General features: G+C 44.4%; 15 protein-coding genes. 9 read left to right on the top strand and 6 right to left on the bottom strand.

The annotated features are described in order from the left end of the window. Positions 1-75 precede the first annotated feature (75 nt). The 4 genes from rsgA (at position 76) to secB (ending at position 2,950) form a co-directional block, all read left to right on the top strand. Positions 76-1,179 (top strand): ribosome small subunit-dependent GTPase A, encoded by a 1,104-nt coding sequence (gene rsgA, locus DFP82_RS04820; protein WP_110922609.1) that lies wholly within the window; start codon positions 76-78, stop codon positions 1,177-1,179. A gap of 142 nt (positions 1,180-1,321) precedes the next feature. Next, positions 1,322-1,777 (top strand): rhodanese-like domain-containing protein, encoded by a 456-nt coding sequence (locus tag DFP82_RS04815; RefSeq protein WP_110922608.1) that lies wholly within the window; start codon positions 1,322-1,324, stop codon positions 1,775-1,777. A gap of 273 nt (positions 1,778-2,050) precedes the next feature. Next, positions 2,051-2,314 (top strand): glutaredoxin 3, encoded by a 264-nt coding sequence (gene grxC, locus DFP82_RS04810; RefSeq protein WP_110922607.1) that lies wholly within the window; start codon positions 2,051-2,053, stop codon positions 2,312-2,314. 183 nt (positions 2,315-2,497) lie between these two features. Continuing rightward, complete coding sequence (gene secB, locus DFP82_RS04805; RefSeq protein ID WP_110922606.1) at positions 2,498-2,950, top strand: protein-export chaperone SecB; 453 nt, start codon at positions 2,498-2,500, stop codon at positions 2,948-2,950. Positions 2,951-3,184: 234 nt separating this feature from the next. Here secB and adk read toward each other — a convergent pair whose 3' ends face one another. The 6 genes from adk to DFP82_RS04775 all read right to left on the bottom strand — a co-directional run bounded on the left by adk (position 3,185) and on the right by DFP82_RS04775 (position 10,152). Further along, the gene (gene adk, locus DFP82_RS04800) at positions 3,185-3,841 is read right to left on the bottom strand and encodes an adenylate kinase (RefSeq protein ID WP_110922605.1); all 657 of its coding nucleotides are present in this window, start codon (positions 3,839-3,841) and stop codon (positions 3,185-3,187) included. 219 nt (positions 3,842-4,060) lie between these two features. Beyond that, on the bottom strand, positions 4,061-5,341 hold the full coding sequence (gene ccmI / locus DFP82_RS04795) for a c-type cytochrome biogenesis protein CcmI (RefSeq protein ID WP_110922604.1): 1,281 nt from the start codon (positions 5,339-5,341) through the stop codon (positions 4,061-4,063). After that, positions 5,338-5,832 carry a cytochrome c-type biogenesis protein gene (locus DFP82_RS04790; RefSeq protein WP_245905654.1) on the bottom strand — a complete coding sequence of 165 codons (495 nt, stop codon included), beginning with the start codon at positions 5,830-5,832 and terminating at the stop codon, positions 5,338-5,340. Before DFP82_RS04790 ends, ccmI begins: the two co-directional genes overlap by 4 nt. A gap of 65 nt (positions 5,833-5,897) precedes the next feature. After that, positions 5,898-6,557, bottom strand: coding sequence for a DsbE family thiol:disulfide interchange protein (locus DFP82_RS04785; protein WP_110922602.1), 660 nt, complete (start codon positions 6,555-6,557; stop codon positions 5,898-5,900). Continuing rightward, a complete protein-coding gene (locus DFP82_RS04780; protein ID WP_110922601.1) occupies positions 6,557-8,587 on the bottom strand; it encodes a heme lyase CcmF/NrfE family subunit in 2,031 nt (676 codons plus the stop codon). Before DFP82_RS04780 ends, DFP82_RS04785 begins: the two co-directional genes overlap by 1 nt. Before the next feature lie 233 nt (positions 8,588-8,820). Then, on the bottom strand, positions 8,821-10,152 hold the full coding sequence (locus DFP82_RS04775) for a DUF445 domain-containing protein (RefSeq protein WP_110922600.1): 1,332 nt from the start codon (positions 10,150-10,152) through the stop codon (positions 8,821-8,823). A 480-nt stretch (positions 10,153-10,632) separates the two neighbouring features. On the opposite strand from DFP82_RS04775, the gene mrdA reads away from it, so the two are divergent. From mrdA to DFP82_RS04750, 5 genes are all read left to right on the top strand, one after another. Further along, positions 10,633-12,612, top strand: coding sequence for a penicillin-binding protein 2 (gene mrdA / locus DFP82_RS04770; RefSeq protein WP_110922599.1), 1,980 nt, complete (start codon positions 10,633-10,635; stop codon positions 12,610-12,612). Positions 12,613-12,636: 24 nt separating this feature from the next. Further along, a complete protein-coding gene (rsmD, locus tag DFP82_RS04765) occupies positions 12,637-13,326 on the top strand; it encodes a 16S rRNA (guanine(966)-N(2))-methyltransferase RsmD (RefSeq protein ID WP_110922598.1) in 690 nt (229 codons plus the stop codon). A 253-nt stretch (positions 13,327-13,579) separates the two neighbouring features. Beyond that, positions 13,580-14,008, top strand: coding sequence for a 50S ribosomal protein L13 (rplM, locus tag DFP82_RS04760; RefSeq protein WP_010199223.1), 429 nt, complete (start codon positions 13,580-13,582; stop codon positions 14,006-14,008). Between the two features lie 10 nt (positions 14,009-14,018). Further along, on the top strand, positions 14,019-14,405 hold the full coding sequence (gene rpsI, locus DFP82_RS04755) for a 30S ribosomal protein S9 (protein ID WP_110922597.1): 387 nt from the start codon (positions 14,019-14,021) through the stop codon (positions 14,403-14,405). A 589-nt stretch (positions 14,406-14,994) separates the two neighbouring features. Then, the gene (locus DFP82_RS04750; RefSeq protein WP_110922596.1) at positions 14,995-16,086 is read left to right on the top strand and encodes an LpxL/LpxP family acyltransferase; all 1,092 of its coding nucleotides are present in this window, start codon (positions 14,995-14,997) and stop codon (positions 16,084-16,086) included. Positions 16,087-16,149 lie beyond the last annotated feature (63 nt).

Here is a 16,149-nt window from a genome sequence, read left to right as displayed (position 1 = left end):
TATAGACGCTTTAGGCTGTATGTTAGCAAATTTTCACGCTACACTTAGCAATATTTTTTTAATAGGTTCAAACCCATGGCATTAATCCGGCAACGCAAACTGACCAAACAGCAGATTCGTCGCATCGACAAGCAGCAATTGTTAAGTCAAGACAGCATCGATGACAGTTTGATGGATGGCGTGGTCATGGCGCATTACGGTAAGCAACTAGAAGTACAAGTCACCAGTTTGCCTGCTGTGATACCTGAGCAGCCAGAGATTGGGCCTGATGATCCTGAACCATTTTGGCAAACGCTTGAGTTGGGTGATATTTGGCGTTGTCATGTACGTACCAACCTGCCGATGCTAGCCGCTGGTGACCAAGTGCGATGGAATGCCGACTCCAATACTGGATTTGGCCGTATTGAGTCCGTCAAACCACGCACCTCTCTCGTCTCTCGCCCTGACCGCTACCATAAGCTCAAACCTGTCGCTGCCAACGTCGATATTTTGGCCATTGTCTTTGCACCACTGCCTGCTGCTGCACCCACACTGATTGATCGCTACCTAGTGGTTTGTCATCTTGCTGACGTAAAACCATTATTGGTGCTTAATAAAGCCGATTTACTGGCGCAAGAAAACGGCGTCGATACCAATGAGTTATTGGCACAATATGCAGCACTTGGTTATGAGAGCGTCTTAACCTCAGTAGATTGCCCTGAAAACGTCGCTGACAGTGATGAGCAAGAAGGACTAGACGAGCTAAAACGCTACATAGACAAAAAACTGGTTATCTTTGCGGGACAGTCTGGTGTTGGTAAAAGCAGTTTAATCAATGCGCTGCTGCCAGAATCTGGTCAAGTGGTAAACATCATCTCTGAGAACTCGAAGCTCGGTCAGCATACCACCACCACCAGCCGCTTATTACCGTTTAATCCAGATGACTTGACTCAAGGTGGCATCGTCGATACGCCTGGTATCCGTGAGTATGGTATTTGGCATTTGAGTCCAGATGACATTATCTCGGGCTTCGTTGAGCTTGCACCACTAGCAGGCTACTGTCAGTTCCGTGACTGTCGTCATACTCACAACAGCAAAGGTTGCGCACTATGGCAAGCCGTGGCTGATGGTGAGGTGTTACAGCGCCGTGTCGAAAACCTCGTGACCCTTAGAGAAGAGGCTGATACTAAACCTTATTAATCGCTGCCTTATTAATCGTTCATTACTAGGTTGACCATCACACGTTTACTATGGATGGTCTAATCGGTATAATAGCGCCTTGTTCAATATCGTTGGGCTGGCTTCTCGGCTTAACAGAACACTTATTTTTTGGAGGTATGGTTTGGATCGTGCGCTGGATTTTGTGGGCAACCACCCGTTTTTATTTGGTATATTGGCCGTACTTGCCGTGCTATTTTTTGCTATTGAAAACAAACGTAGCGGCAGAAAAATATCGCCTAATACCCTTGGTATGATGGTTAACTCGCAAAATGCGCAGCTGATCGATATTCGTGCCAAAAAGAAGTTTGAGTCAGGTTATATCCAAGGCAGCCGCAATATACCTTTCACTGATCTCAAAGACCGCATAGAAGAAATTCGTGCCATTGAGCAACCCGTCATTATTATCTGTGACATGGGTGTGCAAGCAGGCGCTGCGATTCAGATGATCGGTAAAGATGACGTCTACCGTTTAGAAGGTGGTGTTGGTGGTTGGCAAGGTGCTGGCATGCCGTTGGTTGGTGTAAAAGATGTCAAGCCAAAGAACAAAGGCAAAGCCAAGCCGAGTTTGCATAAATAGCAAATCTTATGACTATTTAGAAAAATGCTCAGTGGGCATCAATTAATATCTGATTGATACGCTCAAAAAAAGACACCTTATCGATAGGTGTTTTTTTGTTTGTGGCATTTATGCTACCCTCAGCGCTTTTATGCTCCAGCATCTTGAATTTGATATGCTCATCCCCACTTTAATAATGAGCATCACCAAATATATTTTTATATATCAATTTATGCACTGGTATCGGATTACAATAAAACGTTTACCTTCTAAACCAATAAATAAGGATTCATCATGACCGTATCTGTTAAAGTCTACACGACCCCTATCTGCCCATACTGCTCAAACGCCAAACAATTGCTAAAAACTAAAGGCGTTGCTTATGAAGAGATTGGCATGCACGACATCAGTAGCGAAGAGCGCCAAGCATTGATGAAAAAAACCAATAACTATCGCACGGTGCCACAAATCTTCGTTGGTGATACCTTTGTCGGTGGCTTCGATGAGCTCAATCAAATGAACCAACAAGGCAAACTTGACGAGCTATTAGCGGGTTAATCTGCTGTCTATTTTTGAACCCACCTCTGCTTATACAAAGATAGAGAGAAAGAGGTAGGTTCAAGACTAGTAATAAAAAGTATTGATAAAAATGTCGAGATTCAGTCTCGATTTATATTACAATGAACTTTGATTAAAATGACCATTTTCCCAATTATTTGATTCAATTTTAGAGGAATTACCATGGCTGACGAACAAGCACAACCGCAATTGGCACTAGAACGCATCTATGTAAAAGACATGTCACTTGAAGTGCCAGGCGCTGGTGTATTCACCAAAGAGTGGAACCCAGAGCTTGATATCAACCTATCTAGCAATGCTGAAAAGCTTGATGATGATCATTATCAAATCATTTTGACCGTGAGCGTTACGGCTAAAAATGCTGATGAAGCAGCCTTTATCGCTGAAGTTCATCAAGCGGGTATTTTCTTATTAAAAGACATTCCAGAAGACCAAATCGGTCAAATCCTGGGTGCATACTGCCCTAACGTGCTATTCCCATACGCTCGTGAAGTCATCAGTGACATCGTGACACGTGGTAGTTTCCCGCAGTTATTGCTAGCACCAGTTAACTTTGATCAAGCTTACGCACAAAGCCAGCAGCAAGCACAAGTTGGTGCTGAAGGTAATGCCTAAGCTTTAATCAGAAATATGCGAGCTTTATCAGTCGCATATTTTGATAAAAAGGCCGTTTACTTATGATGAGTAAGCGGTTTTTTTGTGGGTGCTTTTTAATTCTAAATGAACAAGCCATTACGAAAAATAGATTCGTAAGATATAAAACCATCAGATACAAGATCATTAGCCATAAAAAGACCCTGCTATTAAACAGGGTCTTTAATGACTATATCAATTAGCTAAAATTGATAATTAGCCTTTTAGTGCAGACAAAATTTGTTGCTTGACATCATCGATACCTTGAGTACCATCAAACTTATCATACTTAGGTGCATCAGCACCTTTGCTAGCTTTATCTTGATAAAAACCAACAAGTGCAGATGTCTGCTCATGATAAGTCGCTAGGCGATCACGAATCGTAGATTCTTTATCATCTTCGCGCTGAATTAACGCTTCGCCAGTCACATCATCAAGACCGTCTTGCTTAGGTGGATTGTGATGGACGTGATAAACGCGACCTGAGCCTGGATGCTGGCGGCGACCAGACAGACGGTTGACGATTTCATCATCAGGAACGCTGATTTCAACCACATGGTTGATCGCAACGTCAGCATCTGCAAGCGCTTGAGCTTGTGGAATCGTACGTGGGAAACCATCAAAGATACAACCGTTGACACAATCAGGCTTAGCGATACGTTCTTTCACTAGGTTAATGATAAGGTCATCAGAAACCAAGCCACCCGCATTCATGATGTCTTTGGCTTTTTTGCCAAGTTCGCTACCCTCTTTGATTGCTGCACGCAGCATATCGCCAGTTGAGATTTGCGGGATATCATATTCTTTCGAAATGAACTGGGCTTGGGTACCTTTACCGGCGCCTGGTGGACCTAGCAAAATAATACGCATCATTACACGTTTCTCCTTAATAAATAGGATTTTGGGACTAATACAACGTTGGGATTGGTTGTTTGCAAGGCTACCTTACCTCGTGGCCCTGCAAAGCTCAAGTATTTTAATTATTTGGGGTGATAAGTTGCGATGACTTACCTGTTCATATAATGCTGTTGCACGCTGCTGTATTGGACAACAGCGCTTATGTCATAGGTGCTGACAGCAACAGATAACCAGCTAAGGGATTTGCTGATTGATGTCTACATTAACCTCAGTTTGTTCAGCACCAATCACGACTGGATTGCCTGACAAGTCACCTGATTCAGCACTAGCAGTACCGCTATGACTGATGCGTGCGATGACTGCTAACTGAACCTTCTCGTCTCGAGCAGACTTCAAAGTACGTTCAGGCATCATAGCATCCAAATCACTTAGGCTAATATTGGCTTCACCTTGTTTAATGACGCTAATTGGTAACCGCTTGGCTGCAAATGGTGGACCACCTTTCACATCACGTATCGCCACAAACAGTACATCGTCAGCCTTAACCAACGGCAATAGACTTGCATTCACTTTCACGGTGACTTCGACGCCTTCAGATGCTTGCTGCTTCTGAGCACTCACACTGGCACTTAACTCATCCAAACTCGATAGCGCTTGGGTATGGTCGCCAGGCTTGGCAGAAATACTCTCGCGTAGACGTCTAATCCAGCCTTGTGCTTGGTCAAAATTACTACTGCGTGCCTCACCCATTGCCATGAGCATTTGCGCGCCTTCATGCGCTGGATTTTTGATCAATACGCCTTCTAGCACTCGGCGAGTATTAGAATCTAACTGGCCTTTATTAGCAAAAAAGCTAATCTGTGCGTAGGTAGTCGCGATTTCTTCATTGTCTGGTGTTAAGCGGTAAGCACGTGACAAAGCCTCTAGTGCCGAATCGGTCGCTTCTAATGATAAGAAAAGCTCCGATAGGCGCATCCAGCGATTAGGATCATCGGCATGACGATAGACATTGGTCTGCATAGCACTAATGAGCTGCTGACCATCTTCGATCGCCCAAGCTGGTGGCTGATCAATCTTACCAGTCAGTAAGTCATCAGCAACTTGGCTGACTTTGTCTTCGGCTGCCCACAGCTCAAACACAGGGGTACGATCACCGACCATAACATACGCCAGAGCCGACAATACAGGAACCCAAACGATAATAATCAGGCGGCTCTTAACGCCAGGTGTGACCATCGGTGCGACTTCACGCTGAGCATCTAACAGCTGACGCTCAAGCTCAAGCTTTTGATTCTCATAGTGACTGTCGTCAATAGTGCCACTATCTTTATCGGTTTTTAATTCTGCTAAACGCTCGCGGAACACCGCAACGTTGATATCTAATAGCTGATTGTCTACTTGTTTTTCTTGTGAACGAGGCGATCTTAACCACGGTATTATAGTAATCACAGCAAGTATTAAGGCTGTAAGTAAGCTTAGAGCAATAAATAAGCCCACAGTAGAGAATATGGTCATTTTTTGTCCTCGAGACTTGTGATGTCATGATCTTTCTTATCATCGCTATCAGCACGTGATAACAAGCGATCAAGTTCAGCTTTTTCGGCAGCAGATAGCGCCGTAGCAGTATTATTTACTGTCACCCCACTCTCTCCGCTAGCCACAAGCTGGCGCCGCTTGCTTTGCCAGAACCAACCTGCGACCAAAATGATGAGCAATAATGGCGGAAAAAACCATAAAATCCACGTTGATGGACGTACGGGCGGCTTATAACTAATAAAGTCGCCATAACGCTCCTGCATATAAGCGCGAATCTCACCATCACTACGACCATCTTTTATCAGATCATACGTTTTTTGCTTTAAGTCTTGAGCAATTGGTGCATCAGAGCCTGCTAAGTTTTGGTTTTGACATTTGGGGCACCGAAACTCTTCAATGAGACCACGATACTGAGCTTCTTGCTGCGGAGAATCAAAGTCATAGACCTCAATTGCAGCATAACTGCTCATACTTAAGAGACAAGCAATGATAAAGCCTGCTAACTGTAGCGTCGCCTTCTTTATTTGATAAGCGATCATTGACACGCCTCCTGAACCTGACTCAGCTCTGGACTGATGTTTTTATCATTGGCTTCATTGAGTACCATCAAACAAGGCGTGATACGACTTTGCCAATTGCTTTCATTGATCTCACCAATAATATGCTGACGAATAATACCCTCACCATCGACGATGAAAGTCTCAGGCGCACCCGTCAAACCCAAGTCCAATGCAAACTGACCAGACAAATCCTGAATGGACATCGAGAACGGATCACCACCTCGGTTTAAGTACCCTAACGCATCGCCAATATCGTCTTTATAATTGACACCGACCAAATTGACACCGCGCTCTTCTAATTGCATTAAAAACGGGTGTTCAATGATACAAGTTGGACACCAAGAGCCCCAAATATTCATTAGAAAGGGCTTATCAGGTAAATTCTCATTGGTCATGATGCGGCTAGTATCTGATAGCAGCGGTAGCTCAAACGTTGGTACTGGGCGCTCAAGTGCCGTATTGGTAACAATATCCGTTGGTTTACCCAAGCGCATGTATAACATGACGACAAAACCGAGGAATACAATTAACGGAATAACAAACCATAATTTAAGCTGTTTTTTGTTCATGGTTTTTGTGTTGCTTGCCTTGTCTTTTTTCGGACTTGGGTCAGAGGAATGGTTTGATGTACTCATTACTTATCCCCCATCTTTATTGCTGGTGAATCCAAATCGGCCACTGTCGTAAAGCCTGATTTGCTTGCCGCAATTTGCGCAGGCGTCTTGGCTTTCTTAATGCGATAACGGTGATCTAGCATGCTGAGCAGCGCACCAAATGCCATAATCAAAGCACCAAGCCATATCCAACGGATAAGCGGTTTGACGTAGATACGGAAGGCCCATTCGTTACTATCTTCTGCGATAGGTTCACCAAGTGCTACGTAGACATCACGCATTAGACTCGCATCAATAGCCGCTTCTGTCATTGGCATCATGCTGATGATGTAGTTACGTTTGTCAGGATATAGTGTGGTCACAGCCTGACCGTCTTTGGTTATCTCAACTTCAGCTTGTGTCGCATCAAAGTTACTGCCTTTTACTTCACTAAAGCCTTTAACGGTAAAGTCATAACCTTGGACATGAACGCTGTCATTTGGTCCAAGCGCGACATCCCGCTCGATACTCAACGTGCTGGTAAAGGCAATACCAATAACCGCCACAATCACACCGACGTGAGCGGTCTGTTGACCCCAATAGCTCAGACGTAATTGACGTAATCCCTTAAAGAAACTCGGGGCATTTTTGGTTTTGTCTTTGAAATCCACCACCATCCAGAACAGCACCCAAAAACTGACTGCCAACGTGACGCCAATGTTGAGCATCGCAGACGGGCTAGTGAAATATGCAATAACTGCTGCCAATACAACACTACTCGCCGCAATCACCATGCCGGCGCCCAATAGCGGACGGCTGTCTTTTTTCCAGCGAATATTGGAGCCCATACCCATCGCGACTAATATCAACCAAGTTAATGGGACAAATAGCGCATTAAAATACGGAGGGCCGACAGAGACTTGTCCTAAATTGAAGGAATCAGCAATAATAGGATATAGCGTGCCGAGCAGTACGACCAACGTCGAAATCAAAAGAATGACGTTATTAATAACTAAGAACGACTCACGTGAAACTAACTGATACTGACTTTCGACCGTCAAGCGCCAGCCGCGTACAGCAAACATCAATAGGCCACCACCGATAATCACACCAAGAATCACCAAGATGACAAGACCACGAGTTGGATCAGCGGCAAACGAATGCACGGAGGTAATCACGCCTGAGCGTACCAGGAATGTGCCCAGTAAACTGAGTGCAAAGGCAAAAATCGCCAGCATGATAGTCCATGCTTTGAACACACCGCGTTTTTCGGTAACAGCAAGCGAATGTAGCAATGCTGTACCTGCTAGCCATGGCATCAGTGACGCATTCTCTACTGGATCCCAGAACCACCAACCACCCCAGCCAAGCTCATAGTAAGCCCACCATGAGCCTAGTGCGATACCAACTGTCAAAAAGCCCCAAGCAGCTAGTGCCCATGGACGCGACCAGCGTGTCCATACCGCATCTAAACGGCCTTCCCACAATGCCGCCATACAAAAAGCAAATGGCACGACTAAGCCCACATAGCCCATATAAAGCATCGGTGGATGAATAATCAAACCAAAATCTTGTAGTACAGGATTTAGATCCGCACCATCAACAGGTAAATTAGGCAATGTACGGTCAAACGGCGATGAGGTAAAGATAAGCATCGCTAGCATCATCATCTGCACGCCAGCTAAGATCACCAATACTCGCGCACGCATAGACAATGGTAGACCACGGCTGAAATAAGAGACCAGCGCACACCAAGTGGCCATAATGGTCATCCAAAGCAGCAATGAACCCTCGTGTCCGCCCCACGTTGCTGATAACTTATAGTACCAAGGCAACAGAGTATTAGAATGTTGAGTGACATAGACGAGGCTAAAGTCATTGTAATAAAAGCCTGCCATCAGCGCGGCAAATGAGGTAATCATTGCAGCAAACTGTGCCCATGCCAAACTTGGCGCTAGACGCTGCCATGCAACGTGGTCGCGCATAATACCGATGGTCGGTAATACTACCTGCAAAATCGCCAACATAAAGGCGGCGAGCAAGGCAAAATAACCCAATTCTGTGATTAACATACGGTCTAACCTTGTTTACCTTGATACGGTCATAGTTTATTTGAGGGATTAGAATGTTAAGACGTTATAAGCATTCAGTATTTGTGACTGCTATATTTATGAGTGCGATGGTGAGCGTCACTAGCCCTTGCAGCTTGAGACGCTTACAGCATGGTACATTAGCGCCAACTTGTCACGTTTTTGTATCCACTCTGTATGCGATGTGTATAAAGCGCATAAAATTTAATATCTGGCTAAGTCGATGGAAAAAACACCAAAATAAGGTGCAGCCAACCAGCCAAAAATCCCGTCAGACCACCCAATACAATCAGCGTCATTTCGTCTTCACGAAAAGCGGGACGCAATAGATTTTGAAACTCATTTGGCGTCAATGCACGAATACGATCACGAAACAGCCCAAATATCTTACTCGCTCGGCTCTCATTCAGCTCAGGATCACGCAGTGGCACCATCGTTGCGACAATCGACTTATCTATAATCGTGTTTTTTAACTGACCATACTCACGGCGACCCAATCCCACGCGCAACGTCGTACTAATCACCGGCGACTCTAGCACTTTATATAGATGGGACTTCATCAGCTCGCGCGTTTGCACAGCACGGTCGCCATACATCATCTCATTCATGATGTTTTCAAGCGTGACCAAATCCTTTACCACAATCTCAGCAAAAACCTCAGAGACTTCCTCTTGACGTTTCATAAAGCCACCTTGTAGACGGTATCGATCAATACGCGGTATCTGTGGTTTTATAAATGGGAAATGGCTCTTTACAGTAAAAAACTTAACATAGGGGATAAAGTGTGGCTCGACCGGATTGAACACCATCCAAATAGCGATCCAATTGGTGAGAAAGCCCCAAATTGCGGCAAAAAACGGCACTGTCCAATGCTGCGGCACTACCAAAAATATGAACATTTGAATAAGACCGAAAATCAAACCAATCAAGGCACTGATATGCCAAATAAAATCGATCTCTTTTTGGCCTACCTTTAAAAACATATTAACCATCAACCGACGATCACCCTCCATCGTGTTGACGATCATCTTACGCATATCAACCAAGTCTTCGACATTATGGGTCAAGTCTGTCACCAACGACTGCATAATATTGGGCAGCTCTTGGTGTGCTTGGGCATAGACGCGACGCTTTAACGCATAAGGCAGATTGCCCCACAGCGCAGGCGAATGATCCAGCATAATTTCATCAATCAATGCTTCAAGATTTTTATCGACTGTATCAGTGATAAAGACGGCCATCTGCTCAGGTTCCATCGCCTGAAAGAACTCATCAAGTGAGCCCAGTTTTGACAGCGTCTGATCGACGATGACACCTGATATCTTGCCAGCTTTGCGTGGCACGATACCTTGCCAGCCAATACCCGGCAACCCAAAAAACGGAAAGTTAGGAATACGAATACCCCAAAACTTAACCGGATAAAACAGCATTTTGAGCGCCATCCACACATGTATCCAAGTAACGAATGCCGTTACCGGCGGAATGGTTAGCATGGCAAAGAACTCTGGGTGCTCAGCTATCGCCTGCCACAATGAAGTTGTGTCCATGACTTATCTTGTCCCTGACAGGTTGATTGTCGTTGCTAATAACATACCGTTAGCACATTAGAACGCTGCACAAACACACGCTCTACCCATAATAATGACTATAAAATAAACCGCCTGATTTTAGCATACTTGCTATCCATTAGCACACGTAGACCCTAGCCAAGTTGTGACCAGACATGACACGTTTTATCATTCACATCAGACGGCAAACGCAGAAATATAAGCTATCATTGATGTAGCAATAATAAAGACAAAACCAGCAGCGAAGTACTGCGTCCTCGCGTTTGTTCTGTTATAATTTGTGATTAAGTGACAACGAATATCTATAGACAGATTGTATATGTCATCATTTCCAACCATATCGCTTATGTGTTTGAAATTCTTTGTATTATCCTTTTTGCTCACCGCACTTTGGTTAACGACCCCGCCTATCTTATTTCTCTTTAATTGACTTACTGACCGTTTGGGCTCTGACTTTATATGAATAAACCGATAACTCCCAACACCGATCAGGTCAATCGAATTTTTACCAACCGTATCATTGTCTTTGGGTTTTTAATATTCATTGGCTTAGGCGGCCTGATAATGCGTTATGGCTACCTGCAAGTCTATGCCCATGACAAGTACACAACGCAAGCTGACAACAATCGAATCAAGCTAATATCTGCACCGCCTAGCCGCGGCTATATTTACGATCGTAACGGGGTCATACTCGCGGATAATCAACCTGTATTTACCGCAATGCTAAGCCCTAACGAAGTCGAAAATCCAGAGCGTACATTACAGCTACTCGCGCCTATTTTTGATCTGACAGAAAAAGACATCACTGATATTTTGGCACGCCTGAGCAAAAGCAAGAATGACCCTGTCACGATCAAAATCGATGTGACTGATGCACAACTGGCACAGTTTAGTGAACGTAAGCCCTTTTTTCGTGGTGTCAGCATTCAAAGTAAGTTAACGCGCTCTTACCCTTATGACAAGCTATTTGCACACGTCATTGGCTATGTCGGTCGTATCAATGACAAAGAAAGCAAACGTATTGATAAAGAACGCTATGCTGGTACCGATCTTATCGGCAAGATTGGTATCGAAGATTACTATGAAGACATCTTGCTTGGGCAGCCGGGCTATCAATCAGTCGAAACGGATGCCCTTGGCAATATTGTCCGTCAGTTAGATACCAAGCCGCCTATAGCGGGTAACGACATTACATTGAGCTTGGACTATGGCTTACAAACGATCGCCCAACAGCAGCTAGATGGCCGTCGCGGCGCGATTGTCGCAATCGATCCAAAAAATGGTGACGTATTGGCTTTTGTCAGTAACCCAAGCTATGACCCCAACCCTTTTATCTCAGGTATCTCCTTTAGAGACTATGGTGATTTGCGCGACGACCTTGATCAGCCATTGTACAATCGTGCGTTACAAGGTATGTACCCGCCTGCTTCGACTATTAAGCCCTTTGAAGGTCTGGGCGGTATCCATTATGGCTTGCGTAATTGGGAAACCACTATTTATGACCCCGGTTATTTTAGCCTGCCGGGAGACTCACATCGATTCCGCGACTGGAAGCGCGGTGGACACGGATCAGTAGACCTCAAAAAATCAATCATGATGTCGGTGGATACGTATTACTACAAACTGGCCTATGAAATGGGTATTCAGCGCCTACACGATTGGATGACACGCTTTGGGTTTGGTCAGCAAACAGGCATTGACTTGCCTAATGAAAGAGCAGGCATCATGCCATCGCCAAAATGGAAAAAAGACACTTATGATAGACGCTGGTTACCAGGTGAGACCATTTCAGTCAGTATCGGTCAAGGGTATTTTCTAGCCACCCCTCTACAAGTTGCCAACGCCACAGCCATGACGGCGAATAAGGGCTATCATATTACGCCGCACTTATTAAAAAATAGCGATGGTGCAGCAGAGGTCAAAGTTATCACCAAACCAGATGGTAAGATTGACTACAATGGCAAGCCCTCTGACTGGTTACGCATGCATGACGCGATGGAAGCCACGATCAAAAGCGGTACTGGGCGAGGTATCTACACACCGCGCTATCGCATCGCCGGTAAAACTGGTACGGCGCAGGTGAAATCGATTGCGCAAGGTAAACGTTATGACAAGTCCGCCATAGACAAACGCTATTGGGATCATGCTTGGTTCAATGGCTTTGCGCCAGTAGAAGACCCTCAGATTGCCCTTGCCGTATTGGTCGAAAATGGTGGTGGTGGTAGTAAAGTCGCTGCGCCTATCGGTCGCGCCTTATTCGATTACTGGGTATTACAACGCAAAACCAATCCTATACTACCGCCAACAGCTGATGAGTTGAAAGCCATCAAACGTCAAAAAGCATTCGATAAAGCACTGCGTGATGCCTTGCGTGATAAAGAAGAGCAGGCTCTAAAAGAGCAAACTGAAACTGAAACTGAAGCAGCAACGCCTGAATAAAAAAACGGTCAGCGAGAAAATATCATGAAAAAGTCTATGAGTAGCCGCGATACTAAGAAAAACCACAAGACAAAAAAGGCCGCTATTGGTGGCGATGTGCGTATCATTGGTGGCCAATTTAAACGCCGCACTGTGGGCTTTATCGACGCAGAGGGTTTACGACCAACGCCTGACCGCTTACGCGAGACATTGTTTAATTGGCTACTGGCTGATATTCATGGGGCTTATGTACTGGATAGCTGCGCAGGGAGTGGCGTATTAGGCTTTGAAGCGCTGTCTCGTGGCGCTGCACATTGCACTTTCATTGAAATAAATAATGCGCAAAGCGATATGCTACGCCAAAGCGCTTTACAGCTACGTATTGATGCTGACAGCCACAAAATCATCACTGGAACAGCAGAAAAAGTCTTAATACAGCAGCAAATCGTCCCACAAACTTTTGATATCGTGTTCATTGACCCGCCTTATGCTCAGGATCTGTGGCAACCAATTTTGACAGCCCTAATTACTCAATCATTAATTGATACTGACACGCTCATTTATTTGGAAGCTGACAGAGATTTAGAGAGTCAACTGCAGCAATTGGCAAATACTTTAAATAATAATTTAACTGCTCAAGAGCAGACAAACCTAGAGGTTGTGGCGTTTGAATGCTTGAAACAAACCAAAGTTGGACAAGTTGTCGCTGGACTTTATCGGCTATCATCGTCATAATTGCACGGTGATTACCAAACGTAACATTGACGGTTATGTCATTTGTCATGTTTGATAAATCACTTAATACCCACTAAAAATGTCTAAAACCGCTTAAAACTGGCCAAACGCTGCAGTTAAATGTATATAAGGCAAAAATAAACCCTAATGCAGCTTGCAAGCGTAGGCTCTACTGCTTATAATGTGCAGTCTGTTTTTTGAGAGCCCCGTTCCCAGCTAAACTCTCAACGAATTCTAATTTTAAGGTTTTATCATGAAAACACTTAGTGCAAAACCAGCTGAAGTGACCCATGACTGGTATGTCGTAGATGCTGACGGCAAAACCCTTGGTCGCTTAGCCACTCAAATTGCTACTCGCTTACGTGGCAAGCATAAGCCTTCTTTTACGCCGCACGTTGATACTGGTGACTTTATTGTTGTCATCAATGCTGACAAAATCACGGTAACGGGTAAAAAAGCGCAAGATAAAAAATACTATCGTCACAGTGGCTACCCAGGTGGTATCAAAGAAACTAACTTCAGTAAATTGCTTGCACATAAGCCTGAAGATGTTCTACACAAAGCAGTTAAGGGTATGCTTCCAAAAGGCCCTCTTGGCTATGCGATGATCAAGAAGCTGAAACTATATGCGGGTACTGAACATCCACATGAAGCACAGCAACCTAAAGCACTAGACATCTAAGGATACACTTATGGAACGCAATTACGGAACTGGTCGTCGTAAGACTTCTACTGCTCGTGTCTTTTTATCAAAAGGTACTGGTAGCATTGTCGTTAACGGCAAGCCACTTGACGAATACTTCAGCCGTGAAACTTCACGCATGGTAGTACGTCAACCATTAGAACTACTAGACTCTGCTAACGCATATGACTTATATGTAACTGTTGCAGGCGGTGGTATTAGTGGTCAAGCTGGCGCAATCCGCCACGGCATCACTCGTGCACTAATCGAAGCTGACGAAGCTTTGAAACCTGCTCTAAAAGCAGCTGGCTTTGTTACTCGTGACTCACGTCAAGTTGAACGTAAGAAATTGGGTCTACGTAAAGCACGTAAACGTCCACAATTCTCAAAACGTTAATCAAAGCTATTTCTTATTTTTTTGCGACTGTTGTCTTTATCTCAGAGCGGCAGTATTCGCATTAAATGAAAGAGTAGATTTGCAAAACCTTACAAGCTGTTCGCAGCTTGTAAGGTTTTTTTGTGGCTATTGATTAGGGTCTGTTGAACATTCAAATGTGGTGCTGGCAGTCACTATTTTTTAGACAATATGCAGTGAAATTTTTGACGCCTAGTCATTCTAGGTTAAACAATTGCGCCATATATTGGCAGAAAATAGTACTGCCCTGAAAGGCTGATGCTAAAATCACCCCAAACGTTGTTGCAATCCTAGTTAAGGTCTCGACATTATCGTCGGCTTGCGCCTAATTTGGTGCAATTTTAGCAATCAGCAGCCCTAATATTTGAATGTTCAACAGACCCTAGATAGAGCGTTATCTTTCGTATTTTATAGATATGCCAATTCATAGTATTTTTATAGAGTTACTTTGCCAAAGAGCAACTTGTAAACCCGCTACCACTACCCCATTATCATAATAACTTTTCATCAATAGCGACAATGCTATAAAATGCTATAACCCGATGCCATAAAAGTGCTGCAAAAGGATATTATGAAAGCGCCCGAACAATACGATCCCAGTAAACACTCTTCCAAAGACAGCATGCCTTCACCGAGCATACAGCCGTCGGCTAAGTCACCAGCACTCCCTGCTGGTACGCCGACGATTACGCAGACCCATAAGCGTACAGCGCAAGCCGATAAGAAACCCTTTCAATGGCAGTTTTTATCGCCTAAATACTGGGGTATCTGGTTATTGCTCGCTTTGGTGTTGCCACTGATTTACTTACCATTGCGCTATCAGTTTTGGCTAGGTCGTAAACTGGGTGTTTTGCTCTATAAAATAGCAGGCTCACGCAGGCGGGATACCCTGATTAACCTCAAGCTGGCCTTTCCAGAAAAGCCAGAAGTTGAACGTGAACTGATGGCCAAGCAAGTCTTCGTCAATCAGGGTATTGGGGTATTTGAAACCCTATGCGCTTGGTTTCGCCCCAATGTCTTTACTCGCACGGTTTCTATCTCAGGCTTACAGCATTTAGTTAACGCACAAAAAGAAGGACGCCCTGTTATTTTACTCGGCGCCCACTACACGATGCTTGATCTAGGTGGTATGTTATGTACGCAGTTTTTTCCAATGGATGGTATGTATCGACCTCAGAACAATGCCCTGTTAGATTGGTTTGTTTATAATGGGCGCAGTACCATTCTTGGTAAGCAAATAGCGAGTAGAGACATGCGTAGTTTTGTCAGCTCTATCAAGGAAAAACATGTTATTTGGTACTCGCCTGATCAAGACTATGGTCTTAAACAAGGCGTGATGGCACCATTTTTCGGTGTACCAGCGGCCACTATTACTGCCTCAAGACGCATGGCTAAATTGGGCGACAAGACACATCCACCCGCACTAATGGCGCTACATACTTATCGTCAAACACCGGACAATTTACCAAAGGGTAAACGTCCGCATTATCACCTAACGATTACGCCTGAGTTAAGTAACTATCCGAGTAATGATGAAGTTGCTGACGCTACTCAGGTTAATGAAGTCTTAGAAGGACTCATTCGTATCGATCCTACCCAATGGATGTGGTTTCATCGGCGCTTTAAACATGGGCCGACAGGTCGCACGGATATCTACAAGTAGCCGTTATTCCAAAGAAAAATGGTCGAAAAATTTGTTATACTTTGTGGTCAATACTTTCACTAT

It is taken from the genome of Psychrobacter fozii (assembly GCF_003217155.1).
In the GTDB taxonomy this organism is placed as follows: domain Bacteria; phylum Pseudomonadota; class Gammaproteobacteria; order Pseudomonadales; family Moraxellaceae; genus Psychrobacter; species Psychrobacter fozii.
This window is presented reverse-complemented; position numbering and strand designations above follow the sequence as displayed.

Excerpts from the sequence above, each read along its gene's own strand:
- rsgA (WP_110922609.1), top strand. The coding sequence starts at position 76 with ATGGCATTAATCCGGCAACGCAAACTGACCAAACAGCAGATTCGTCGC.
- grxC (WP_110922607.1), top strand. The coding sequence starts at position 2,051 with ATGACCGTATCTGTTAAAGTCTACACGACCCCTATCTGCCCATACTGC.
- secB (WP_110922606.1), top strand. The coding sequence starts at position 2,498 with ATGGCTGACGAACAAGCACAACCGCAATTGGCACTAGAACGCATCTAT.
- adk (WP_110922605.1), bottom strand. The coding sequence starts at position 3,841 with ATGATGCGTATTATTTTGCTAGGTCCACCAGGCGCCGGTAAAGGTACC.
- ccmI (WP_110922604.1), bottom strand. The coding sequence starts at position 5,341 with ATGACCATATTCTCTACTGTGGGCTTATTTATTGCTCTAAGCTTACTT.
- DFP82_RS04790 (WP_245905654.1), bottom strand. The coding sequence starts at position 5,832 with ATGAGCAGTTATGCTGCAATTGAGGTCTATGACTTTGATTCTCCGCAG.
- DFP82_RS04785 (WP_110922602.1), bottom strand. The coding sequence starts at position 6,557 with ATGAGTACATCAAACCATTCCTCTGACCCAAGTCCGAAAAAAGACAAG.
- DFP82_RS04780 (WP_110922601.1), bottom strand. The coding sequence starts at position 8,587 with ATGTTAATCACAGAATTGGGTTATTTTGCCTTGCTCGCCGCCTTTATG.
- DFP82_RS04775 (WP_110922600.1), bottom strand. The coding sequence starts at position 10,152 with ATGGACACAACTTCATTGTGGCAGGCGATAGCTGAGCACCCAGAGTTC.
- mrdA (WP_110922599.1), top strand. The coding sequence starts at position 10,633 with ATGAATAAACCGATAACTCCCAACACCGATCAGGTCAATCGAATTTTT.
- rsmD (WP_110922598.1), top strand. The coding sequence starts at position 12,637 with ATGAAAAAGTCTATGAGTAGCCGCGATACTAAGAAAAACCACAAGACA.
- rplM (WP_010199223.1), top strand. The coding sequence starts at position 13,580 with ATGAAAACACTTAGTGCAAAACCAGCTGAAGTGACCCATGACTGGTAT.
- rpsI (WP_110922597.1), top strand. The coding sequence starts at position 14,019 with ATGGAACGCAATTACGGAACTGGTCGTCGTAAGACTTCTACTGCTCGT.
- DFP82_RS04750 (WP_110922596.1), top strand. The coding sequence starts at position 14,995 with ATGAAAGCGCCCGAACAATACGATCCCAGTAAACACTCTTCCAAAGAC.